At 71.7% G+C, this 21,598-nt stretch carries 23 protein-coding genes and 1 riboswitch; of the genes, 9 read left to right on the top strand and 14 right to left on the bottom strand.

Annotated elements, in window-relative coordinates:
• Positions 1-178: 178 nt before the first annotated feature.
• Positions 179-586 (top strand): VOC family protein, encoded by a 408-nt coding sequence (locus tag KY5_RS25205; RefSeq protein ID WP_098247467.1) that lies wholly within the window; start codon positions 179-181, stop codon positions 584-586.
• Here the strand turns inward: KY5_RS25205 and KY5_RS25200 are convergent.
• On the bottom strand, positions 583-2,976 hold the full coding sequence (locus tag KY5_RS25200) for a caspase, EACC1-associated type (protein WP_098244358.1): 2,394 nt from the start codon (positions 2,974-2,976) through the stop codon (positions 583-585). The genes KY5_RS25205 and KY5_RS25200 overlap by 4 nt on opposite strands.
• Before the next feature lie 65 nt (positions 2,977-3,041).
• A complete protein-coding gene (locus KY5_RS25195; RefSeq protein ID WP_098244357.1) occupies positions 3,042-3,605 on the bottom strand; it encodes a MarR family winged helix-turn-helix transcriptional regulator in 564 nt (187 codons plus the stop codon).
• 71 nt (positions 3,606-3,676) lie between these two features.
• On the opposite strand from KY5_RS25195, the gene KY5_RS25190 reads away from it, so the two are divergent.
• The gene (locus KY5_RS25190) at positions 3,677-5,056 is read left to right on the top strand and encodes an MFS transporter (protein ID WP_098244356.1); all 1,380 of its coding nucleotides are present in this window, start codon (positions 3,677-3,679) and stop codon (positions 5,054-5,056) included.
• 20 nt (positions 5,057-5,076) lie between these two features.
• Here KY5_RS25190 and KY5_RS25185 read toward each other — a convergent pair whose 3' ends face one another.
• From KY5_RS25185 to KY5_RS25170, 4 genes are all read right to left on the bottom strand, one after another.
• A complete protein-coding gene (locus KY5_RS25185) occupies positions 5,077-5,298 on the bottom strand; it encodes a hypothetical protein (RefSeq protein ID WP_098244355.1) in 222 nt (73 codons plus the stop codon).
• 28 nt (positions 5,299-5,326) lie between these two features.
• The gene (locus KY5_RS25180; RefSeq protein ID WP_098244354.1) at positions 5,327-5,725 is read right to left on the bottom strand and encodes an ATP-binding protein; all 399 of its coding nucleotides are present in this window, start codon (positions 5,723-5,725) and stop codon (positions 5,327-5,329) included.
• A gap of 164 nt (positions 5,726-5,889) precedes the next feature.
• Positions 5,890-7,461, bottom strand: coding sequence for a metallophosphoesterase (locus KY5_RS25175; protein ID WP_098244353.1), 1,572 nt, complete (start codon positions 7,459-7,461; stop codon positions 5,890-5,892).
• 2 nt (positions 7,462-7,463) lie between these two features.
• A complete protein-coding gene (locus tag KY5_RS25170; RefSeq protein WP_098244352.1) occupies positions 7,464-7,706 on the bottom strand; it encodes an SCO4848 family membrane protein in 243 nt (80 codons plus the stop codon).
• Between the two features lie 163 nt (positions 7,707-7,869).
• Between KY5_RS25170 and KY5_RS25165 the strand changes: the two genes are divergently transcribed.
• On the top strand, positions 7,870-9,078 hold the full coding sequence (locus KY5_RS25165; protein WP_324964250.1) for a D-alanyl-D-alanine carboxypeptidase: 1,209 nt from the start codon (positions 7,870-7,872) through the stop codon (positions 9,076-9,078).
• On the opposite strand, the gene KY5_RS25160 is transcribed toward KY5_RS25165, so the two are convergent.
• The 4 genes from KY5_RS25160 to KY5_RS25145 are packed head-to-tail and all read right to left on the bottom strand — an operon-like array spanning position 9,023 to position 11,976.
• Positions 9,023-10,051 (bottom strand): YihY/virulence factor BrkB family protein, encoded by a 1,029-nt coding sequence (locus KY5_RS25160; RefSeq protein WP_098244350.1) that lies wholly within the window; start codon positions 10,049-10,051, stop codon positions 9,023-9,025. The genes KY5_RS25165 and KY5_RS25160 overlap by 56 nt on opposite strands.
• Complete coding sequence (locus KY5_RS25155; RefSeq protein ID WP_418952877.1) at positions 10,039-10,518, bottom strand: GtrA family protein; 480 nt, start codon at positions 10,516-10,518, stop codon at positions 10,039-10,041. Before KY5_RS25155 ends, KY5_RS25160 begins: the two co-directional genes overlap by 13 nt.
• The gene (locus tag KY5_RS25150) at positions 10,512-11,465 is read right to left on the bottom strand and encodes a decaprenyl-phosphate phosphoribosyltransferase (protein ID WP_098244349.1); all 954 of its coding nucleotides are present in this window, start codon (positions 11,463-11,465) and stop codon (positions 10,512-10,514) included. Before KY5_RS25150 ends, KY5_RS25155 begins: the two co-directional genes overlap by 7 nt.
• Entirely contained in the window at positions 11,458-11,976 is a 519-nt protein-coding gene (locus KY5_RS25145; protein WP_098244348.1) for a phosphatase PAP2 family protein, read from the bottom strand. The genes KY5_RS25150 and KY5_RS25145 overlap by 8 nt, the downstream gene beginning before the upstream one ends.
• Before the next feature lie 167 nt (positions 11,977-12,143).
• On the opposite strand from KY5_RS25145, the gene KY5_RS25140 reads away from it, so the two are divergent.
• Both KY5_RS25140 and KY5_RS25135 read left to right on the top strand, forming a co-directional pair.
• Positions 12,144-13,595: an FAD-binding oxidoreductase gene (locus KY5_RS25140; protein WP_098247465.1), complete on the top strand. Its 1,452-nt coding sequence runs from the start codon at positions 12,144-12,146 to the stop codon at positions 13,593-13,595.
• Between the two features lie 13 nt (positions 13,596-13,608).
• Complete coding sequence (locus KY5_RS25135; protein ID WP_098244347.1) at positions 13,609-14,364, top strand: decaprenylphospho-beta-D-erythro-pentofuranosid-2-ulose 2-reductase; 756 nt, start codon at positions 13,609-13,611, stop codon at positions 14,362-14,364.
• Here the strand turns inward: KY5_RS25135 and KY5_RS25130 are convergent.
• The 3 genes from KY5_RS25130 to trpS form a co-directional block, all read right to left on the bottom strand.
• The gene (locus KY5_RS25130; RefSeq protein ID WP_098244346.1) at positions 14,361-14,552 is read right to left on the bottom strand and encodes a hypothetical protein; all 192 of its coding nucleotides are present in this window, start codon (positions 14,550-14,552) and stop codon (positions 14,361-14,363) included. The two genes, KY5_RS25135 and KY5_RS25130, sit on opposite strands and share 4 nt — an antisense overlap.
• Before the next feature lie 5 nt (positions 14,553-14,557).
• Complete coding sequence (locus KY5_RS25125) at positions 14,558-15,139, bottom strand: 2'-5' RNA ligase family protein (RefSeq protein WP_098244345.1); 582 nt, start codon at positions 15,137-15,139, stop codon at positions 14,558-14,560.
• 83 nt (positions 15,140-15,222) lie between these two features.
• Entirely contained in the window at positions 15,223-16,236 is a 1,014-nt protein-coding gene (gene trpS, locus KY5_RS25120; RefSeq protein ID WP_098244344.1) for a tryptophan--tRNA ligase, read from the bottom strand.
• 89 nt (positions 16,237-16,325) lie between these two features.
• On the opposite strand from trpS, the gene KY5_RS25115 reads away from it, so the two are divergent.
• The 3 genes from KY5_RS25115 (at position 16,326) to KY5_RS25105 (ending at position 18,585) form a co-directional block, all read left to right on the top strand.
• Complete coding sequence (locus KY5_RS25115) at positions 16,326-16,928, top strand: RNA polymerase sigma factor (protein ID WP_234362851.1); 603 nt, start codon at positions 16,326-16,328, stop codon at positions 16,926-16,928.
• On the top strand, positions 16,921-17,772 hold the full coding sequence (locus tag KY5_RS25110) for a hypothetical protein (RefSeq protein ID WP_098244343.1): 852 nt from the start codon (positions 16,921-16,923) through the stop codon (positions 17,770-17,772). Before KY5_RS25115 ends, KY5_RS25110 begins: the two co-directional genes overlap by 8 nt.
• Positions 17,773-17,844: 72 nt before the next feature.
• The gene (locus KY5_RS25105) at positions 17,845-18,585 is read left to right on the top strand and encodes a hypothetical protein (protein ID WP_098244342.1); all 741 of its coding nucleotides are present in this window, start codon (positions 17,845-17,847) and stop codon (positions 18,583-18,585) included.
• Between the two features lie 145 nt (positions 18,586-18,730).
• On the opposite strand, the gene glyA is transcribed toward KY5_RS25105, so the two are convergent.
• Positions 18,731-20,026: a serine hydroxymethyltransferase gene (gene glyA, locus KY5_RS25100; RefSeq protein WP_098244341.1), complete on the bottom strand. Its 1,296-nt coding sequence runs from the start codon at positions 20,024-20,026 to the stop codon at positions 18,731-18,733.
• Between the two features lie 40 nt (positions 20,027-20,066).
• Positions 20,067-20,157, bottom strand: a riboswitch (ZMP/ZTP riboswitch).
• A 111-nt stretch (positions 20,158-20,268) separates the two neighbouring features.
• On the opposite strand from glyA, the gene rocD reads away from it, so the two are divergent.
• On the top strand, positions 20,269-21,510 hold the full coding sequence (gene rocD / locus KY5_RS25095; protein ID WP_199843222.1) for an ornithine--oxo-acid transaminase: 1,242 nt from the start codon (positions 20,269-20,271) through the stop codon (positions 21,508-21,510).
• Positions 21,511-21,598 lie beyond the last annotated feature (88 nt).

The raw sequence follows: 21,598 nt of genomic DNA, 5'->3' as shown, positions 1-21,598 counted from the left end.
GCCCTGCGGCCCCGCTCCTCGTGAGGAGCGGGGCCGCAGGGCTCAGCGGGGCCGTACCGGCTCAGCGGGGCCGTACGGCTCAAGAAACGCGTGCTCGCGGCGCGGTGCACGCGCGCCTGCGCCCCCGCGGCGCCCCTCGCCCTAGCCTGACGGAATGTCAGACAACCAGTCGGTCGGCCTGTCCGCTGACCAGTCCGCTGAGCTGCTCGGCTACGACAACGTCCTGTTCCCCGTCGGCGACCTCGGCGAGGCCGTCGGGTTCTACGAGCGGGCCGGGTTCCCCGTCTCCTTCCGGCTCGACGAGATCGGGCTCGCCATCCTGAAGGTGGGCAAGGAGACGCCCGGCGTCCTGCTGCGCGTGGAGGACGGCATCGCACCGCGTACGCCGCCGTGGCCCTCGCCCCGCGTGTGGCTGGAGGTCAGGGACGCCCGTGCCAAGGGGCGGGCCCTCGCCGACGCGGGCATCCCCCTGCTCGCCGCGCCGTTCTCCGTCGCCACCGGGTGGACCGTGGAGATCGCCGACCCGTGGGGGAACGTCGTGGGCTTCACGGACTACCTCAAGCGGCCGGAGCTGGCGCGGACCTAGGACCTCACGGCCGCGCCGCGGCGGACACCGGAGCACTGCCGGATCAGCTCCGGCGTCAGCGGTCCCCCGTCCGGTGAGGTCACCACGGCCCGCAGCTCGGGCGACTGGGCGGCGGCGCGCAGCGGCTCGGGGAAGTGGTCCGAGACCCACAGCGGCTCCGCGATGCCCTCCACCGCCTCCGGGTGGGCCGCCAGGTGGTCCGCGACGTTGGGCCAGCGGACACAGATCAGGCTCCACAGCGCCACGGCGTCCGGATCCACGTGGATGCCCTCCATGAAGCGGATGGGCCGCAGGACGCTGTAGATGTTGAGGAACTTCTTGACGGCCCGCGGGTTGTCGCCGAGTACCGCCGCGAACTTCCGCAGGGTGTGCTCGGCCCTCCGGCGTTCGGTGACGCCCCGCATCGTCTCGTAGACCGATCGCGTACGGCCCTCCTCGAAGCGCCGCAACCGCTCCATGAAGTCCCCTTCGGCGCGCGGCGTGACAGGATCCCGAGGAGACGGCCCCGCCTCTTCGGGGGGCGGGGGCGGGCCCGCGACCCTGAGCATCCGGTCCAGGTACGCGGTCCGCGCCCCCGCCGAGAGCGTCGGCACCGGCAGCGAGAGCTGGAAGAGCTTGTCCAGGAAGAGATGGCCCAGGGGCCTGCCCGGCTCGGTGATGCAGTCGGCGAACGACTCGTGGGCGGTCTCGTAGCTGCGCCTGAGCCAGCTGCCGTCGGCCGCGACGACGAAGTGGGCCGCGTACCGCGTCCCTCCCCGGGCGCCCCTCGTGGCGTTCCCCGTGCCGGTCCCCGTTCCGTTCCCCGTGGCACGGACCAGGGTCTGCACCATGTCCAGGAACTCCACCACGTACGCCTGACCGCAGCGGTCGAGGTCGTCGACGAAGAAGACGACCGGTTTGCCCGCGTGCTCCAGCAGCCACTGGAAGTGGGCGGCGATGTCCGCCATCGGATTGGCCTGGGTCTGCTCGAAGAGCCTGGCGCCGCGCACCGAGTCCCACAGGAACAGGCGAGCGGCGAGGAGCGCTCCCGCGCCGAGGGTGCCCAGCGCGGCGAAGAGCGCCGTGGCCGCCTTGACCTGCTGCTCCCAACCGCCGAGGCCGGAGTCCTGCGGCCAGATGAGATACCCGAGCAGGGCGGCGAGCAGGGCCACGACGACGAAGGCCAGGGCGTAGGGCGCGCCGGTTCTGCGGGCCCGCGCGGCCGACTCCCTGACCCGGACGAAGGGACGCGACCACCGGGGCCTGCTCCCCGCGACCGCCTGGCGCAGGCAGGTGAGCAGGGACCACCAGGCGGGCGCGAGCCGGGACTGCTGCCAGGCGTCGAACCGTACGACGCGGAAGTGGGTGTCGAGCTGCCCCTCCAGGAGGTTCAGCAGACTGCTCTTGCCGCTGCCCCACGGGCCGTCGAGGTGCACGAGGAAGGAGAGCTCGGGCTGCGTCACGTGGGTTTCCATCAGGCGCAGGGCGAGCACCTTCGCCATCGGGGCGCGGTGCAGGAGGTCTTCGGTGGCGGGGGCGTCGTGGGCCCATTCGACGTCTTCGTGGTCTTCGTGGTCTTCGGGTTCCTCGGCTTCCTCCGCCTCTTCGGCTTCTTCGGCTTCCTCGGCTTCCTCGATGTCTTCGGCCTCGGGCGTCGGAGATTCCGTGGCCAGCGGCTCGTACGCCCGGTTGCGGACCAGGCCCACCTCGACGCCGACCCCGTTGGTTTCCTGCACCTGCGGTCCCGGCAGGCCCAAGGACCGCATGGTGTAGCGGAGTTCGGCGGCGACGGCTCCCAGCGTCAGCAGCTCGGCCGACCCCGGGATGCCCTGCCTCAGCAGCCGGATCAGCTCCCCGGTGAAAGCCGTGTAGGGCTCGCCGGGGCGGGCCAGGGCCAGGGCGGTGGAGGCGCTCGACGTCAGCGTGAACGTTCCCGCCACCTCGCTGAGCGCGGCGAACTCGGAGGCCGCGGAGCTGCTCATGGAGGTCAGGGCGCGACCGCTGTAACAGCAGTCCAGTACCAGGATCTTGACCCGTGCCGGACTCCGGTTCAGGACGCGCCGCACGCTGTGGAACGGCAGGGCCGACAAGGACGGGTCGTCCTGCCTGGTCTCCGGCAGCGCGAGGTACAGCTCCCCGTCGTCGCCGACGAGGCCGTGGCCTGCGTAGTAGACGAGCAGGACGTCCGACGCACGGCTCGTCACCTCGTTCGTGCGGACCACGACCTCGTCCGCGTGTGAGGGGTTGACCACGGTCAGGACGCCAGACCGCCGGAACCCTCCGGACTCCCCGAGGACGGAACGCAGGTCCACCACGTTGTTGCGGATCGCCGGGATGTCGGGGAGATGCGCGTACGCGTCGCAGCCGATCAGCACGGCCTGTGAGCGTTCCGGATCCGGCAACCGTGGCATCGCGCGCCCCCCGTGGTCTCAACGCGGCTGCCCAGTATGGGACATCGGGCCCGGAGCCGCGCCTCTCAGGAGCGGTCCCAGCCCGCCCCGCCGCTCTCCTCCGCCACCACCATGATCCGGCGCAGCATGTCCGAGAGCTGCGCGCGCTCGGCCTTGGGGAGCACTCCGAACAGCCGCTCCTCCTCGTGGCCCACCACGTCCATCGCACCGAGCCAGGTCGCCCTGCCCTGCTCCGTGAGCTCCACGTCGACCCTGCGGCGGTCCCTCCTGGAGGGCGTACGACGGATCAGGCCGCGCCGCTCCAGGCCGTCCAGGCGGCCGGTCACGGAGGCCGGTGCCAGGTCCAGGTCGGCCGCCAGTTCGGAGGGGCTCGCCGAACCGCCGCGGCCCGCCAGTTTGTGCAGGGTGTCGAACTCGTGGCGCTCCAGGTCGAAGTCGGCCAGGGACTGCTCGCGGACCCGGCGCAGGTGGACGGTCAGCTTCTTCATGCGGGTGACGGCGCCTTCGACGTCCGGGTCGAGGGTGGGCAGGACCGGAAGCCATCGCTCCAGGTGGCCGTCCGTCCAGTCCCGGCCCTCCGCGGCTTCACCGGCCCGGGTGTCGCTCTCACGCTTCTTCGCATCCGCCATGGAGGGCAGCGTACTTCGGTCCCTCATATTTCGTTGACGAATAGTTCGGAAGCGAAATACAGTCCGCTCCCATGTCCCGCTCCGCGCCACCACCGACGCCCCGGCAGCCCACCCGCCTGCCTTCCCGGACACCCTCTCGCCCGCTCTCCCGCCCGCCCTCCCGCCTGCTCTCCCGGTTCCTGCCTCAACTCCTCCTGCGGAACTGCTCCTTCCGCCTCCTCTTCCTCGGCCGCTCCCTCTCCCTCGTCGGCGACGCCGTCATCCCCGCCGCCCTGACCCTCGCCGTGCTCCGCGCCACCGGATCCACCTCCGACCTCGCCCTCGTCCTCGGCTGCGCGATGGGCCCCCGGCTGCTCCTGCTGCCGCTCGGCGGTGTCGTCGGCGACCGGTTCGACGCCCGCACCGTCGCGCTCCTCACCGATGTCACGCGCTGCGCGACACAGCTCTTCGTAGGCGTCGAACTGCTCGGCGGCGAACCGCTGTTGTGGCACATCGCCGCCGCGTCGGCCGTCGGCGGGGCCGCGTCCGCCTTCTCCATGCCGACCCTGCCGACGCTCATCACGGGCACCGTCGCCGAGCAGGACCGGCTCGGCGCCAACACGCTGCTCGGCGTGGTCAGGAGCAGCACCGCCCTCGGCGGCCCCGTGCTCGCCGGGGTGCTCGTCGCGTTCGCGGGCCCCGGCTGGGCCTTCGTCCTCGACGGCGCCTCGTTCGCCGTCAGCGCGTGCCTCCTTTCGGTGATCCGCGTCCAGCGCGCCGCCTCCGAGGAACCCGCCGAAAGGCGCTCCCTGCGCAAGGACCTCGTCGAGGGCTGGCAGGAGGTGCGCGGCCGCGACTGGTACTGGACGAGCCTGCTCGGCCACTCCGCGTGGAACGGGGCCGCGGCCGTCCTGACGACCCTCGGACCCGCCGTCGCCGTCGCGGAGTTGGGCGGCGAGGGGGTCTGGATCTGGCTCCTGGAGGTCGGCGCCGTCGGCCTCCTCCTCGGCTCCCTGCTCGCCGGACGGGCCCGGCCACGGCGTCCGGTCCTCATGGCCAACCTGGGGCTCTCGACGTACGCGCTGCCGCTCGCCCTGCTCGCCTTCGAGGCCCCCGCCCCGGCCGTCATCGCCGCCTACGGCCTGGCCCAGGCCGGTCTCGGCTTCCTCAGCCCCGTGTGGGAGACCTCGGTCCAGGCGGCGATACCGGCCGGGGCGCTGGCCCGCGTCACCTCGTACGACTGGCTGCTCTCGATGGCCGCGATGCCCCTCGGATACGTCCTCGCGCCCCTGGCGGCGGACGCCTGGGGGTCAGGGGTCCCCCTGGGGATCGCGGCCGTCCTGGTGGCCGTGGCGTGCGCGGGGACGGCGGCGGTGCCGGGCGTCCGCCGCTTCACCCTCCCCGCGCACCCTGCCGAGGCCGGGGCGGACGGCACAGCGCCCTCGGCCGAGCCGGACGGCGTCCGCGTCTGACAGCGGGCGGCGGGCCCGGGTCAGTTCACCGCGTCCACCTCGTCCACGCTCGGGGTGACGTCGTACGCCAGTGGCTCGTCGCCGATCATCACGTGGCGGGCGCTGGAGGCGTAGCCGGGGGCGGGGGCGGGGCTGATGGTGGGTGGGCCGATGGTGGGTGGGCTGAGGTGGGTGGGCTGAGGTGGGTGGTCGAGCCCGGGCAGGCGGCGTGGGTCGACGCGGGCGTCAGCGACGTGCCACACGCCCGCTCGCGCGAGCGGCGGCGCCCGTTCAGCCCCGTACCAGCGCCCACACCGTCTTCCCCTCGCTGCCCCGCCGCCACACACCCCACGCCTCCGCGAGCGCGTCCAGGAGGCGCAGGCCGCGGCCGTTCTCGTCCTCCAAGCCGCCCGCGCCGCGCGGCTCGGGCACAGAAGGGCCCCCGTCGGAGACCTCGATGAAGCACGCGCCGTCCGCGAGCACCGTCACCGCGACCTCGAAATCCCGCTCGGTGACAGGACCGTGGAGGATCGCGTTCGTCGCGAGTTCCGACACGAGCAGCACGGTGTCGTCGAGCGCCCCCTGACCGGACGCCTGCCCCCAGGCCGACAAATGATCACGCACCCGGGCCCGGGCGAGCGGCACGGACGCCGGGTGCGGTGGCAGTCGGAAGGCATCACGTCTCAACAATCCCCGTTCCCCCTCCGGCCCGGCACGCGTCAAGAACCGCACAGACATCCGATGCCCATGCTGCGCTGAGAGACCGCGCGGTGTCACCGCGTCACACGAGGACTCGCCGATATCCGGCCAGATCCGGCGAGTTTCGACTCAACCACCCCCGAAGGGACGGCACTTCAGGCTCGGCGCGACGCCAGTTCCACGACCGTGATGTCCGACGGCGCCCCGACCCGCACCGGCGGCCCCCACGCACCCGCGCCACGGGTCACGTACAGCTGCGTGTCGCCGTACCGCTCCAGGCCCGCGAGCGTCGGATTGGCCAGGTCCGCGATGAAGTTGCCGGGCCACAGCTGACCGCCGTGGGTGTGCCCCGAGAGCTGGAGGTCGACACCGTGCTCCACGGCGTCGTGGATGACGACGGGCTGGTGGGCGAGGAGCACGGAGGCCCGCGAGCGGTCCCGGTCACCGAGCGCTTCGGCGAAGTCGGGCCCCTTCCCCTCGCTCTCGCCCGCCACGTCGTCGACCCCGGCGAGGTCGAACCAGGGCAGCTCGGTACGCGCGTTCCGCAGCGGCCGCAGACCCAGCTCACGCACGTGCTCGACCCACTGATCGGCCCCGGAGAAGTACTCGTGGTTGCCGGTCACGAAGAAGGCGCCGTGCCGCGCCCGAAGTCCCGCGAGCGGCGCGGCGGCGGGCCGCAGGTCCTCGACGCTGCCGTCCACCAGGTCGCCCACGACGGCGATCAGATCGGGCTGCGTGGCGTTGATCGTGTCGACCACGCGCCGCGTGAAGTTCCTGCCGAGGATCGGCCCGAGGTGGATGTCACTGACCACGGCGATCCGGAACCCGTGCGCCGCGCGCGGCAGCTTGGCCAGCGGCACGGTGACCCGCTTCACCTTGGGGCCGCGCAGCACGCTGTACGCCCCGTAGCCGACGGTCCCCGCCGCGACGGCAGCGGCGCTCCCGCCGATGACACGGGAGACGAAGAGCCGCCGCGAGGGCGCGGGGCGCGGCGCGGGCTTCCCGGTGGGCGGGCCTTGGGAGGGCGGCGTCGCAGAAAGCGGTTCTTCGGAGCGCGGCCTCTCGGCACGCGGGCCCTCGGAGAGCGCCGTCGCAGAAGGGACCTCTCCGGAGCGCGGCCTCTCGGCACGCGGGCCCTCGGAGCGCGGCATCGCAGAAGGGACCTCTCCGGAGCGCGGCCTCTCGGCACGCGGGCCCTCGGAGAGCGGCATCGCAGAAGGGACCTCTCCGGAGCGCGGCCTCTCGGCACGCGGGCCCTCGGAGAGCGGCACCTCGGAAGGGGCCTCTCCGGAGTGGCCCTCTCGGGAAACGGCCCCTACGGAGGACACCCTTTCGGAGGACCCCCTCTCTGAGAGCCCCCTCTCGGAGGGCCCCCGCTCGGAGGGCCCTCCCTCGGAGACCACCGCACCCCGCTCCACCCACCGCCGCAGCAGCAGCCGCACCGCCTCCCCCACCACCAGCGCGAGCACCAGGTAGAGGAAGAGCGCCATCCACAGGAAGCCCGGCCAGGCCAGGACCCGCTGGAGCCAGAACGGCGCACCCGCCCGCTCGGTCACGAGCGCCGCGACCATCACGACCGGCGCGGCCACGACGACCACCGTCCCGACGCGCCGGGCGAGTGACCCGGGAGTGGTGGTGTCACGCACGAGGCGACGCCACACGTACCAGTGAAGCGCGGCGAAGGCCGCGAGGACGGCAAGGCCCACGAGGACCAAGAGAACGGCCACCGCTATGACGTTCTGCGCAAGGCACGCACTCCACGGAACCCGATGACCCCTACCGCCGTCCCCAAGACAAAGGAGACAACGGCAAGCGTCAGGTGCACCCAGAAGTACCCGGTCGGGTTGTCCGCGTCGTCGAAGGCCAGCCCACTGCCGTCCTTCCACAGGTTCTTGACGAAAGTGATCCAGATGAACCAGCTCCACACCCCGAAGGCGAGCAGGAACCAGGAGACCGGGCGGCTGAGCTTCATGCGTTCAGTATCGCGAGGTCTTTCTCCGCACCGCCGCCGGGGTGGGGAGGCCGGGACACAGCGCACCTCGGCGACGACTTCCACAGCGGCGCCATGTACGTTCTCGTCCGTGCCTGCCTTGAAAAAGACCGCCTTCTTGGTCGCTTCCGCCGCATTGTTGTCCATGTCGACCGCGGCGCCCGCACTCGCGGACGGTAAGCCGGGAGGGGACGAGGGCCGACCGAAGCCGCCCGGCAAGATGTCCACGGTCGGCGGTGCCCAGCTCGGCGAGCCCGGCACCCAGGTGAAGCTCAAGCCCGGCGCCCCCGTGCTGCCCAAGGACCTGACGGGACGCTCCTGGATCGTCTCGGACGCGGAGTCCGGCGAGGTCCTCGCCTCGCACAACGCGCACTGGCGACTGCCCCCGGCCAGCACCCTCAAGATGCTCTTCGCAGATACGGTTCTGCCGAAGTTCCCCAAGACGCAGAAGCACAAGGTCGCGCTCTCCGACATGGCCGGCATCGGCGCGGGCAGCAGCATGGTCGGCATCAAGGAGAACGAGACGTACTCCGTCCACGACCTGTGGCTGGGCGTCTTCCTGAAGTCCGGCAACGACGCGGTGCACGTCCTGTCCGCGATGAACGACGGCGTCCCGCAGACCGTCAAGGACATGCAGAAGCACGCCGAGGACCTCCAGGCGCTCGACACGCACGTGGTCTCCCCCGACGGCTACGACGCCAAGGGCCAGGTCTCCTCCGCGTACGACCTGACGCTGTTCGCCCGCTCCGGGCTGCAGAAGAAGGACTTCCGCGAGTACTGCGCGACCGCCACGGCCACGTTCCCCGGCGCGACCAAGAAGGTCACCAAGGGCAAGGACAAGGGCAAGACCAAGCGCGAGTCCTTCGAGATCCAGAACACCAACCGGCTGCTCACCGGCGCCCCCGGCGTCAACCCCTACAAGGGCATCGCGGGCGTCAAGAACGGCTACACCACGAACGCGGGAAACACCTTCACCGGTGTGGCCGAACGGAACGGCAAGGTCCTCCTCGTCACCGTCATGAACCCCTCCTCCACCGAGACCCACGCGGTCTACAAGGAGACCGAGCGGCTCTTCGACTGGGGCTTCAAGGCGTCGGGCAAGGTCGACCCGGTGGGTGAGCTCGTCGCCCCGAAGGGCGCCACCGGTGCGGGCAAGGGCGCTCCTGGCAGCGGCGGCGACAACGCGGCCGGGACCAAGAACGTGGCCCACGCCTCCGACGACGGGTCGAGCGGCATGGGCATCGCCCTCGGCGTGACGGGCGGCGTGCTCGCGCTGCTCGCCGCCGGTGTCTTCGTGATCAGGCGTCGGTTGCCGCTGCCGGGCCAGGCCGGTCGCCGCGTTCCGCGCGACTGACCCCGGTCCGCGTAGCGGCTTCCCCGCCGGATCCCGCTCGGGTGGATCCTCCGGCCCCTGAAGAGGCCGTCTCTACGGAGACGGCCTCTTCGTCGTCCGCCTCGTTTTCCGCCGTCTCCTTGTGGGACGCCCGCCGCGTCGCCGTCCAGGCCGCGCAGAACAGCAGCAGCTTCGCGGTGAAGTTGATCCACAGGAGCAGCGCGACGGGCACTCCGAAGGCGCCGTACATGCTCTTCGCGGCGACGCCCTTCATGTAGCCGCCGAGCAGCAGCTTGAGCAGCTCGAACCCGGCCGCGCCGATCAGCCCCGCGATGAGCAGGTCGCGCCGGTGCGGCTGTACGCCGGGCAGCAGCGTCAGGACGTAGAGCAGCAGCAGGAAGTCCGCGAGTACGGCGATCGCGAAGGCGATGACCTGGAGCAGCACCGCGCCCCAGCCCTGTTCGTCGATGCCGAGGCGGTCGGCGGTCCAGCCCACCGTGGTCGACGCGAGCGCGGACGCGACGACCGACGCGAGGCCCGCGCCGCCGAGCCCGATGAGCACCCCGGCGTCCTTGACCTTGCGCAGGATCGGGTTCTCCTCGGTGTCCTCCAGGTCCCAGACGGCCCGCAGGCACTCCCTTATCGAGCCGACCCAGCCGATGCCGGTGAAGAGCAGCAGGGCGCCCGCGACGAGGCCGACGGTGCCCGCGTTGGCGACGAGCGCGTTCAGGTCCAGCTGGTCGGAGATGCCGGGGACCTGCTCGGAGATCTTGTCCTCGAGATGGTTCTGCTGCGTCTTCGAGAGCGTCGCGGCGGCGACCGCGGCGGCGACGGTCAGCAGCGGGAAGAGCGCGAGGAAGCTGATGAACGTCATGGCCGCGGCGAGGCGGGCCCAGTGCACCCGGTCGAGCCGCTCGTAGGCGTGCCACGCGTGCGTGCGCATGACCCGTTCGACAAGCGGCCCGATCACGGGCAGTTTTTTCAGCCAGTCCATGAAGCCTCCCTGCTCGCAGTCCTGCCCGATGTCCGGAAGACCAAAGTCCGAGTACCCCAGAACCGCAGAACAGTGGCGAATGCCATACCGATCCCCGCTCCGGAGACGGTGTCCGCGCGCTGGGACGTGAAGCCGAGGCCGTAGTGGGACACGGCGATGCACAGGAGTTGCACCAGGGCTCCCGCGATGTTGACGGCGAAGAAGACCGCGTACTGCCGCAGCCGCGGGACGTCGGCGGCATCGCGCCGGTAGGTGCCGAGCGCGTTGCCCGCGTACGCGACCGAGCAGCCCGCCACGAAGGACAGGGCCTTGGCGGTCAGCGGGTCCATGCCGACGGGTCCGCGCAGCCAGACGAAGAGACCGAGATCGGCGGCGTACGCGCAGATCCCCGCGGCGGCGAAGCCGAGCAGTTCGGGCCCCAGCGCCCGCAGCCGTTCGCGCGGGGACCCCGCTCCCCCGCTCACCAGTCCGTGACGGCGAGGCCGTACATGGCGAGCCACACCAGGCCGATCACGGCGAGCGCCCGGTCGCGCAGCACGACGTCCTCGGGCTCGCCCGCCGTACCCCGGTCGGCGAAGACGGCGTAGCGCAGGATCGCGAGGATGAACGCCGCCATGGACAACTGACGCCAGGGCAGCAGGCTGCCGTTGGCGGTGCCGCCGCTCTCCATGGCCCACAGGCAGTACGCCAGGACGGCGACCCCGGCGGCCAGCTGCCACACGAAGCGCAGGTAGCCGGTGGTGTACTCGGTCAGCAACGCGCGCGTGGCGCCCAGTTTTTCGGAGCTCCCCGCCATCTGCACGGCCTCGGAGTAGCGCTTGGCGGAGACCATGAAGAGGGCCCCGAAGCCCGTGGTGATCAGGAACCAGCGCGACAGCGGGATGCCGAGCGCGAGTCCGCCGATCATGGCGCGCATCAGGAAGCCGGTCGTCACGATCGTCAGATCGACGACCAGGACGTGCTTGAGGCTGACGCAGTAGGCGAGTTGCATGCCTACGTAGGCGGCGAGGAGCGCGGCCGTCAGCGGGGTGCACAGGACCGCGGCGGCCACCGGCGCGAGCACCGCGAGCACGCCCCCGACGGCGTACGCGACGGACACCGGCACCTGTCCCGCCGCGACTGGCCTGCGGCACTTGGTGGGGTGGGCGCGGTCGGCGTCGGCGTCGCGCGCGTCGTTGATCAGGTAGACGGCGGACGCGGCGGCCGTGAACAGGACGAAGACGATCGCGAGTTGACTGAGCGCATGGCGGGAGAAGAGCTCGCCCGCGGCCGCGGGAGCGGCGACGACCAGCACGTTCTTCACCCACTGGCGGGGCCGCGCGGTCTTCAGGAGGCCGAGCGGCAGGCTGACGGGGCCCGGCCTCGACGGTTGGGGCGGACGGGCGCGTTCCAGAGTGGCGGAACGTTCAGGCATGTGTGCGGCCTCCGTTCATCCAGGCGGCTCCCGCTCGCGCGGTCAGCGCTCCGAGCGCCGCGCCCGCGGCCACGTCCGTCGGGTAGTGCACGCCGACGACCATCCGGGAGACGCACATGGCGGCGGCCAGCGGGGGGACCAGGTGGGCGCCTACGGGGCCCAGGGCGCCGTACGCGACGGCGGCGGCCGCCGCCGACGTGGCGTGCGAGCTGGGGAAGGAGTGGCGGCCCGAGGTGCGCACGAGGGGCACGACGCCGCGGCTGCCGGGGCGCGGTCGGCGTACGACCTGCTTGACGCCCATGCTGACCAGGTGGGCGGCGACGGTCAGCGCCGTGCCGCGCAGCCACGCGCCGCGCCGCTCGCGGTCCACGTAGGCGCCGGTGAGTCCGGCGGCGATCCAGAGCGCGCCGTGCTCGCCGCTCCAGGAGAGGGCGCGCGCGGCGGACGCCACGCGCGGATTCGCGCCGCAGTCGCGCAGGGCCGCCAGCAACCGGTGGTCCATGTCGTGCATGTGGCCTCTTTTTCGAAGACATGTCGAGAACTGGGCATATCGACTCTTCTAGGCAACGCACCAATATTTACGGCAATGTTGAGTGACACTCCATCAATCACCCATTTCGGTGAGGAGATGGATGATTAGGAGCAAAGTATCCCGGTATGGGCGATACGGTCGCTTGCATGCCTGCCGACTCCCCCACCGACTCCCTCGCCACCCCCTCGACCGGCTCCCCCGTCCCACCCGCACCCGTGGCCACGTCGGACGCCGCACCCGTGGCCGCGTCGGACGCCGTGTCCGTCTCCGGCTGGGGCCGCACCGCCCCGACCACCGCCCGGCTCGTCAGGCCACGCACTCAGGAGGAGGCCGTCGCCGCGGTGCGCGGCTGCGGGGAGCGCGGCGGCATCCCCCGGGGCCTCGGCCGCGCCTACGGAGACGCGGCACAGAACGCGGGCGGCGCCGTCTTCGACATGACGGGCCTGGACCGGGTGCGCGCCATCGACGCCGACGCGGGCACCGTCGTGTGCGACGCGGGCGTCTCGCTGCACCGCCTGATGGAAGTCCTGCTCCCCCTCGGCTGGTTCGTGCCGGTGACCCCGGGGACCCGCTACGTGACGGTCGGCGGGGCCATCGGCGCCGACATCCACGGCAAGAACCACCACGTCTCGGGATCCTTCTCCCGGCACGTGCTCGCGATGGACCTCCTCACCGCCGACGGCACGGTCCACACGGTCACGCCCGGCACCCCCCTGTTCGACGCCTCGGCGGGCGGCATGGGCCTGACCGGCATGATCCTTTCGGCGACCGTCCAACTCCAGCCGGTCGAGACGTCCTTGATGAGCGTCGACACGGAACGCGCCACGGACCTCGACGACTTGATGGCCCGTCTCGCCGCCACCGACCACCGCTACCGCTACTCGGTGGCCTGGATCGACCTCCTCGCGCGCGGCGCGGCCATGGGGCGCTCGGTCCTGACCCGCGGCGACCACGCGCCCCTGGACGCGCTCCCGGCCCGGGCACGCGCGCGCAGGGCCCCGCTGGCGTTCCGCCCCGGCCAGCTGCCCGCCGCCCCCTCGTTCGTACCGGAGGGGCTGCTCGGCAAGGCGTCGGTGGGCCTGTTCAACGAGCTCTGGTACCGCAAGGCGCCCCGCTCCCGCACCGGCGAGCTGCAGAAGATCTCCACGTTCTTCCATCCCCTGGACGGCGTCCCGCACTGGAACCGCGTCTACGGACGCAGCGGTTTCGTGCAGTACCAATTCGTCGTCGGATACGGCAAGGAGGAGGCCCTGCGCCACATCGTGCGGCGCATCTCGGAGCGCGGCTGCCCCTCCTTCCTCGCCGTGCTCAAGCGCTTCGGAGAGGGCGATCCCGGCTGGCTGTCCTTCCCGATGCCCGGCTGGACCCTCGCTCTCGACATCCCGGCGAACCTGCCGGGACTCGGCGCCTTCCTCGACGAACTCGACGAGGAGGTGGCCGCCGCCGAAGGGCGCGTCTATCTCGCCAAGGACTCGCGGCTGCGGCCCGAGATGCTCGCCGCGATGTACCCGCGGCTCGACGACTTCCGCGCTCTGCGGGCCGATCTCGACCCGCGCGGCGTGTTCCGCTCGGACCTCTCCCGCCGCCTCGCCCTCTAGGAGACCGGTACTCATGAAAGACGCCTTCGGCACCCCTCAGTCCCTGCTCGTCCTCGGCGGCACCTCCGAGATCGGCCTGGCCACCGCCCGCCGCCTCGTGGCCCGCCGCACCCGCACGGTGTGGCTGGCCGGACGGCCGTCCCCGGACCTGGAGAAGGCCGCGGCCGCACTGCGCGACATGGGCGCGGACGTGCGCACCGTCGCCTTCGACGCCCTCGACCCCGAGTCCCACGAGGAGTCCCTCGGCAAGATCTTCACCGAGGGCGACATCGACATGGTGCTGCTCGCCTTCGGGATCCTCGGTGACCAGGCGCGCGACGAGGACGAGCCGCTCTCCGCGGTGCGCGTCGCCCAGACCAACTACACCGGCGCGGTCTCGGCAGGTCTGGTCTGCGCGCGGGCGCTCCAGTCCCAGGGGCACGGCTCCCTGGTGGTGCTCTCCTCCGTGGCGGGCGAGCGGGCCCGCCGCTCGAACTTCATCTACGGCTCCAGCAAGGCGGGCCTCGACGCCTTCTCCCAGGGCCTCGGCGACGCGCTGCACGGCACCGGAGTGCACGTGATGGTCGTCCGCCCCGGCTTCGTACGGTCGAAGATGACGGCGGGCCTGGAGGAGGCGCCCATGGCGACCACTCCGGACGCGGTGGCGGAGGCCATCGAGACGGGCCTGCGGCGCCGCTCGGAGACCGTGTGGGTGCCAGGAGCACTGCGGGTCGTCATGTCGGCGCTGCGGCACGCACCGAGGCCGTTGTTCCGACGGCTGCCGGTCTAGGCGCCCCGTCGGGGTTCGTACGTGGCGACGGCGGGCAGGGTCAGCGGGTTGCCGCTCTGCATGACGTAGACCTTGCCCGCGCCGACGAACTTCCGCGTCCCCGGCACCGGCACGATCGGGTCGAGCCAGAGCTGCTGCTTGCCCTTGGCCGTGACCTCGCCCGCCGCGGGCAGACGCGGCCAGGACACCTTGGTCAGCGAGCGGGCAGCGTGCCCCGGGCCGCCGGGGCCGGGGCTTGAGGGGGCACTACGGGGCCGCCGAAAGCGAACTCGCGCAGCTTGCGCCAGATGCCGTCGGAGCCCTGCTCGTAGAGGGCGAACCCGGTGCAGGGCCACTCGGCCTCGTACTCCGAGAGCTCCTGATAGGCCCGGTCCATCGCCTCTTCGGAGATGCCGTGCGCCACCGTGACGTGCGGGTGGTACGGGAACTGGAGCTCGCGCTCCATCGGTCCCGAGGCGTCCCGCACCCGCTCCTGCAGCCAGGAGCAGGCCGCGCCGCCCGCGACGACCTGCACGAAGACGACGGGCGAGAGCGGCCGGAAGGTGCCCGTCCCCGAGAGCCGCATCGGGAAGGGCCGCCCGGCCGCCGCGACCGAGGCCAGATGGGCCTCAACCGCGGGCAGCGCGGACGCGTCCACCTCAGTGGGCGGGAGCAGGGTCACGTGCGTGGGGATGCCGTGCGCCGCGGGGTCCCCGAAGCCCGCGCGCCGCTCCTGGAGCAGGCTGCCGTGTGGCTCCGGGACCGCGATCGACACACCGATCGTTACGGTCCCCACGTCGTACTCCTGTCGTCGTGTTGGTGGGCAGGGGGCGCTGCGGTGCAGCGCGGGTGCGGCTGTCGTGCTCGGTCCTGTGGGGCTCAGTGCTTGGCGGGCAGGAAGCCCACCTTGTCGTACGCCTGCGCGAGCGTCTCCGCGGCGACGGCACGTGCCTTCTCCGCGCCCTTGGCCAGGATCGAGTCGAGCGTCTCCGGGTCGTCCAGGTAGGCCTGGGTGCGGTCCCGGAACGGGGTCACGAACTCGACCATGACCTCGGCGAGGTCGGTCTTGAGCGCACCGTAGCCCTTGCCGACGTACTTCTGCTCCAGTTCCGCGATACCGGTACCGGTGAGCGTGGAGTAGATGGAGAGGAGGTTGCTGACACCCGGCTTCTCCGCCGTGTCGTAGCGGATCACCGTGTCGGTGTCGGTGACGGCGCTCTTGACCTTCTTGGCCGTGGCCTTGGGCTCGTCGAGGAGGTTGATCAGGCCCTTCGGCGTGGACGCCGACTTGCTCATCTTGATCGACGGGTCCTGAAGGTCGTAGATCTTCGCCGTCTCCTTGAGGATGTACGGGGAGGGGACGGTGAACGTCTCGCCGAAGCGGCCGTTGAAGCGCTCGGCGAGGTCACGGGTGAGCTCGATGTGCTGGCGCTGGTCCTCGCCGACCGGGACCTCGTTGGCCTGGTAGAGCAGGATGTCCGCGACCTGGAGGACCGGGTACGTGAAGAGACCCACGGAGGCGCGGTCGGCGCCCTGCTTGGCGGACTTGTCCTTGAACTGCGTCATGCGCGACGCCTCGCCGAAGCCGGTGAGGCAGTTCATGACCCAGGCGAGCTGCGCGTGCTCGGGCACGTGGCTCTGGACGAAGAGCGTGCAGCGCTCCGGGTCGAGGCCGGCGGCGAGCAGCTGCGCCGCGGCGAGCCGGGTGTTGGCGCGCAGCTCCGCGGGATCTTGCGGAACCGTGATCGCGTGCAGGTCCACCACCATGTAGAAGGCGTCGTGGGACTCCTGCAGCGCCACCCATTGGCGGACCGCGCCGAGGTAGTTGCCGAGGTGGAACGAGCCTGCGGTGGGCTGGATTCCGGAGAGCACACGGGGTCGGTCTGAGGCCATGCGACCCATTCTCTCAGGTGACTCTCATAGCTCGGAAACAGGTGTGTGACGGGTGGGAACCGATCGTGTCCGGCCGGTGTATCAAGAGTGTGAGGGCACAGGGGGAGGTCCTGGAGGGGGGCCGCGTCGTCGACGAGGGTGCGGTGATCGCCCGCGTGCGCGCCGGAGAGCCGGAGGCGTATGCGGAATTGGTGCGCGCGTTCACCGGTATCGCCCTCAGGGCGGCGAAGGCGCTCGGAGCGGGATCGGACGCGGAAGACGTGGTGCAGCAGGCCTTCTTCAAGGCTTACTGCTCACTGGCGCGGTTCAGGGACGGCTCGGCGTTCAGGCCGTGGCTGCTCTCGATCGTGGCCAATGAGACGAGGAACACAGTGCGTTCGGCGGTCCGGCAGCGGTCGGTCGTCGGCCGCGAGGCGGCGCTCGCCGAGGCGGAGCCACTGATACCGGAATCGGCGGACCCGGCCGTGGCGGCCCTGGAGGACGAGCGCAGGGCGGCGCTGCTCGCCGCCCTCGACCTGCTCAGTGACGATCACCGCCTGGTCGTGACCTACCGCTATCTCCTGGAGATGGACGAGGCGGAGACGGCCCAGGCGCTCGGCTGGCCGCGGGGCACGGTGAAGTCCCGCCTGAACCGCGCCCTGCGCAAGCTGGGGCAGCTGCTTCCAGGGGAAGGAGGTGGAGGGCATGAGTGAGCGGCGCGGCGAGGGCGACACGCCCGAGCCGGAGCGGCTGCGCCAGGAGCTGCTGGCGCTGGGCCGGTCGCTGGACGCGCCCGGAGCGGGCGGCGAGCCGGGCGATTCCATGGCCGAGCGCGTCCTCGCGCGGATACTCGCGGAGAGGATCCCGCCTCCCGTGGCCGAGCCGCCCGGCCCCGTCGAGCGGCTGCACCGGCTGCGGCGCGGCCTTCGGACACGCTGGCGAACGGTGACGGCCGCGCTGTGCGGGCTGCTCACGGTGCTCGCGCTCACGCCTCCGGTGCGGGCCGCGGTCGTCGAGTGGTTCGACTTCGGCGGCGTCGAGGTGCGGTACGACCCGTCGGCGACCCCGACGGCCAGCGCGCGCGTGCCCGCGTGCGCCGATCCGCTCCCGATGCGCGAGGCCCGGCGCCTCGCCGGGTTTGCGCCCGTCGTGCCGGGCGCGCTCGGCACACCGGCCGCGGTGTCGGTGACGCGGGAGCCGGGCGGCCGCGCCCTGCTCACCCTGTGCTGGCACGAGGACGGCCGGACGATACGGCTCGACGAGTACCCGGCACTCCTCGACCCGGGCTTCGCCAAGACGGTGCCGAAACTGCCCGAGTGGCTCGACGTGGGCGGGGGGACGGCGCTGTGGTTCGCCGAGCCGCATCGGCTCACCCTCCGGCTGACGGACGGCGACGGCGACCGGTGGCGGCGTACCGAGCGCGTCGCGGGCCCGACGCTGCTGTGGACGCGCGACCGCGAGCGGCTGACGCTGCGGCTCGAAGGAGTGGCGTCGAAGGAGCGGGCGCTGAAGATCGCCGAATCCGTTCCTTCCGGGTCGTCCGGATCGGGAACCTGAACGGCTCGGCCGGTGTACCAGAAGTGAACCGGCGCGGAGGGGCCGCGCCGCGGGGCGGCTGGGGGATCGGACATGGGGAAGGCAAGGGGAGCGTGGGGATCGGCGGTCGGGCTCGCGGCCGCGACCGCTCTGGTGGTGCTGAGCGCACCGCACGCGGTGGCAGGCGGGCCGACGAGCGTGCTGCTCGTCTCACCGGAGAGCACGGAGGCGGCGGCGCTCTACAACAACGACGCGAGGTACGGCCAGTTGGAGCGCTCGCTCGAACCGGCCGGTGCCCTCGACGGACCGGGCGAGCAGCCGCCGGGTCTCGGCATCGGCGAAAGCACCCGCCAGATCAACATCACCTGGATGGTGCACGACGTGAGCACGTGGCGGGTGGACCGCGTCTATCCCCCGCTGTCCGGCAAGAAGGGCGCGGACGTCTGGGTGCACCGCTCGACGGACGTCGCATCACTCAACGGCACCTGGTACAAGGCCAGGGATCCCGAGCGCCTGAGGTCCCTGCTCAAGCAGCTGGGGCTGATGGGCAAGGCGTCCCAGGAGGGCCATTCCGGGATCGCGCCCAGCGATGAGGAGACACCGGCGGCACCAGCAGCACCGGAGAAGCGTGAGGACCCGCAGGCGGCCGAAGCGAGGGGCGGCAGCGGGGGAAGTTCCGACACCGAATGGTGGTGGGCGATACCGGGCGCCGGAGCCGGGGCGGTCGCCGCGCTGCTGCTGCGCGGGCCGGTGACCGAGGGCTGGGCGGCGGCGTCGGCGTGGCGGCGACGGCCCCAGGATCGCGGGCCCCGCCAGAAGCTGCGGGACCTGTGAGCCGCAGGGCCTTGAGTCGCCGAGCCTGTGAGTCGCAGGGCCTGTGAGTGGCCGTCCACCGCGCCCGCCGGGCAGACGGCGAGCACGGCGGACGGATTCCGGCGGCGGATCAGGCAGCGGATCAGGCAGCGGATCAGGCGGCGGGTCAGACGGTCGGCAGGCCCGGGGCCGGGTGGGCGGCCATCAGGTCGGCGACCTCGCACCGGATCTTCGTCAGGGCGTCCTCGTCCCCGGCACCCGCGGCGGTGACCGAGCGGTCGATCCAGTCGGCGACGGTCGCCATGTGCTCCGGACCCAGTCCGCGCGAGGTGAGGGAGGGGGTGCCGATGCGGATGCCCGAGGGATCGAAGGGCTTCCTCGGGTCGAACGGCACGGTGTTGTAGTTGACGACGATCCCGGCCCGGTCCAGGGCCTTGGCGGCGACCTTGCCCGGGACGTCCTTGGGGGTGAGGTCCATCAGGATCAGATGGTTGTCGGTGCCGCCGGAGACCAGGTCGAAGCCGCGGGCGAGGAGGGCTTCGGCGAGGGCCTTGGCGTTGGCGACGACGGCGTGGGCGTAGTCACGGAAGGAGGGCTGGGACGCCTCGTGCAGGGCGACCGCGATGGCCGCGGTGGTCTGGTTGTGCGGGCCGCCCTGCAGACCGGGGAAGACCGCCTTGTCGATGGTTTTGGCGTGCTCCTCGCGGGACATGAGCATCGCGCCGCGCGGGCCGCGCAGGGTCTTGTGGGTGGTCGTGGAGATCACGTCGGCGTGCGGCACCGGTGAGGGATGGGCGCCGCCCGCGATGAGTCCGGCGATGTGCGCGATGTCGGCGACCAGGACCGCACCGGCCTCGCGGGCGATCTCGGCGAAGGCCGCGAAGTCGATGGTGCGGGGAAGGGCGGTGCCACCGCAGAAGATCAGCTTGGGGCGTTCCTTGAGGGCGAGGTCGCGGACTTCGTCGAGGTCGACGAGACCGGTGTCCTGGCGCACGCCGTACTGCACGCCGCGGAACCACTTGCCGGTGGCGGAGACGCCCCAGCCGTGGGTGAGGTGGCCGCCCATCGGCAGGGCCATGCCCATCACGGTGTCGCCGGGCTCGGCGAAGGCGAGGTAGACGGCGAGGTTGGCCGGGGAGCCGGAGTAGGGCTGGACGTTGGCGTGCTCGACGCCGAAGACGGCTTTGGCGCGGGCGATGGCCAGACGCTCGACGAGGTCGATGTTCTGCTGGCCCTCGTAGTAGCGGCGGCCCGGGTAGCCCTCGCTGTACTTGTTCTGCAGGACGGTGCCCGAGGCCTCGAGGACCGCGGTGGATACGTAGTTCTCGCTGGGGATCAGTCGCAGGGTGTCGGCCTGCAACCGCTCCTCGGCGTCGACCAGGGCGGCCAGTTCGGGGTCGGTGGCCGTCAACGCGGGATGGATGGGCCCGGAGCCGGGCCGAGCGGAAGAAGGGAGAGTCATGGCGTCCTCCGGGGCGAGCGGTGAGTGTCCGGTCGTGGTCCCGGGGTGCCCAGGCGGGCGGCACCTCGAAGGTTCTGCCTCGCACGGCTTCCTCGGGGTCCGTTCCCCGTGCGCCAGTCGCCGTGCTGTAGGGGCCACCTTAGCTGGCGCGCCGATACGGCATGTTTCTTCGTCCACGATGCGAGCGACGATAGAAATTGGGCGCCACACCCGCCTCACGCCGCACGACGAACGGAGACCCCGTGTCGACCACGCCAGCTGCTTCTGCGTCATCGCCGTCGTCATCGGCCACCGAGGAGTTGATCGCCTCGGCCGAGTCGCACAGCGCGCACAACTACCACCCGCTGCCCATCGTGGTCGCGTCGGCCGAAGGTGCCTGGATGACCGATGTCGAGGGACGCCGCTACCTCGACATGCTCGCCGGGTACTCGGCGCTCAACTTCGGCCACGGCAACCGCCGTCTGATCGATGCGGCCAAGGCACAACTGGATCGGGTGACGCTCACCTCGCGCGCCTTCCACCACGACCGGTTCGCGGAGTTCTGTACGCGCCTCGCCGAGCTCTGCGGCAAGGAGATGGTGCTGCCGATGAACACCGGCGCGGAGGCGGTGGAGACCGCCGTGAAGACCGCGCGGAAGTGGGGGTACCGCGTCAAGGGCGTGCCCGACGGGCAGGCGAAGATCGTCGTCGCGGCCGACAACTTCCACGGCAGGACCACGACCATCGTCAGCTTCTCCACCGACGAGGAGGCGCGGGCGGACTTCGGTCCCTACACGCCGGGATTCGAGATCGTGCCGTACGGCGACCTGGGGGCGATGCGGGCCGCGATCACCGACAACACCGTGGCGGTGCTCATCGAACCGATCCAGGGTGAGGCCGGGGTGCTGGTGCCGCCGCCCGGATATCTGGCGGGGGTGCGGGAGTTGACCCGCGAGCGCGGGGTCCTGTTCATGGCGGACGAGATCCAGTCGGGGCTCGGCAGAACAGGACGGACGTTCGCGTGCGAGCACGAGGGCGTGGTGCCGGACGTGTACGTGCTCGGCAAGGCGCTCGGGGGCGGGGTCGTGCCGGTGTCCGCGGTGGTCGCCGACACCGATGTGCTCGGGGTGTTCAAGCCGGGCGAGCACGGGTCGACGTTCGGCGGCAATCCGCTCGCCTGCGCGGTGGCGCTCGAGGTCATCGACATGCTGTCGACGGGTGAGTTCCAGCAGCGGGCGACGGAACTCGGCGAGCACCTCCACGCGGAGCTGAGGCTGCTCACCGGCACGGGCAAGGTGACGGAGGTCCGGGGGCGCGGGCTGTGGGCGGGCGTCGACATCGCCCCGTCGTACGGCACGGGGAGGGAGATCTCGGAGAAGTTGATGGAGCGCGGGGTGCTGGTGAAGGACACGCATGGGGCGACGATCCGGATCGCTCCCCCGCTGGTGATCAGCAAGGAGGATCTGGACTGGGGGCTCGACCAGCTGCGGGACGTACTGAGCTGAGTCCGACCGGGTCGTTTGGCGCAGTTTGAGGTAGATGGACCCTTTCAGGACGTTCGACCCTGGCGGGGCGATCCCGTTCCCGTATAGC

Source organism: Streptomyces formicae (assembly GCF_002556545.1).
Lineage (GTDB): Bacteria > Actinomycetota > Actinomycetes > Streptomycetales > Streptomycetaceae > Streptomyces > Streptomyces formicae_A.
Note: the sequence above shows the minus strand (reverse complement) of the source record. Positions and strands in the feature narration are given on the sequence as shown.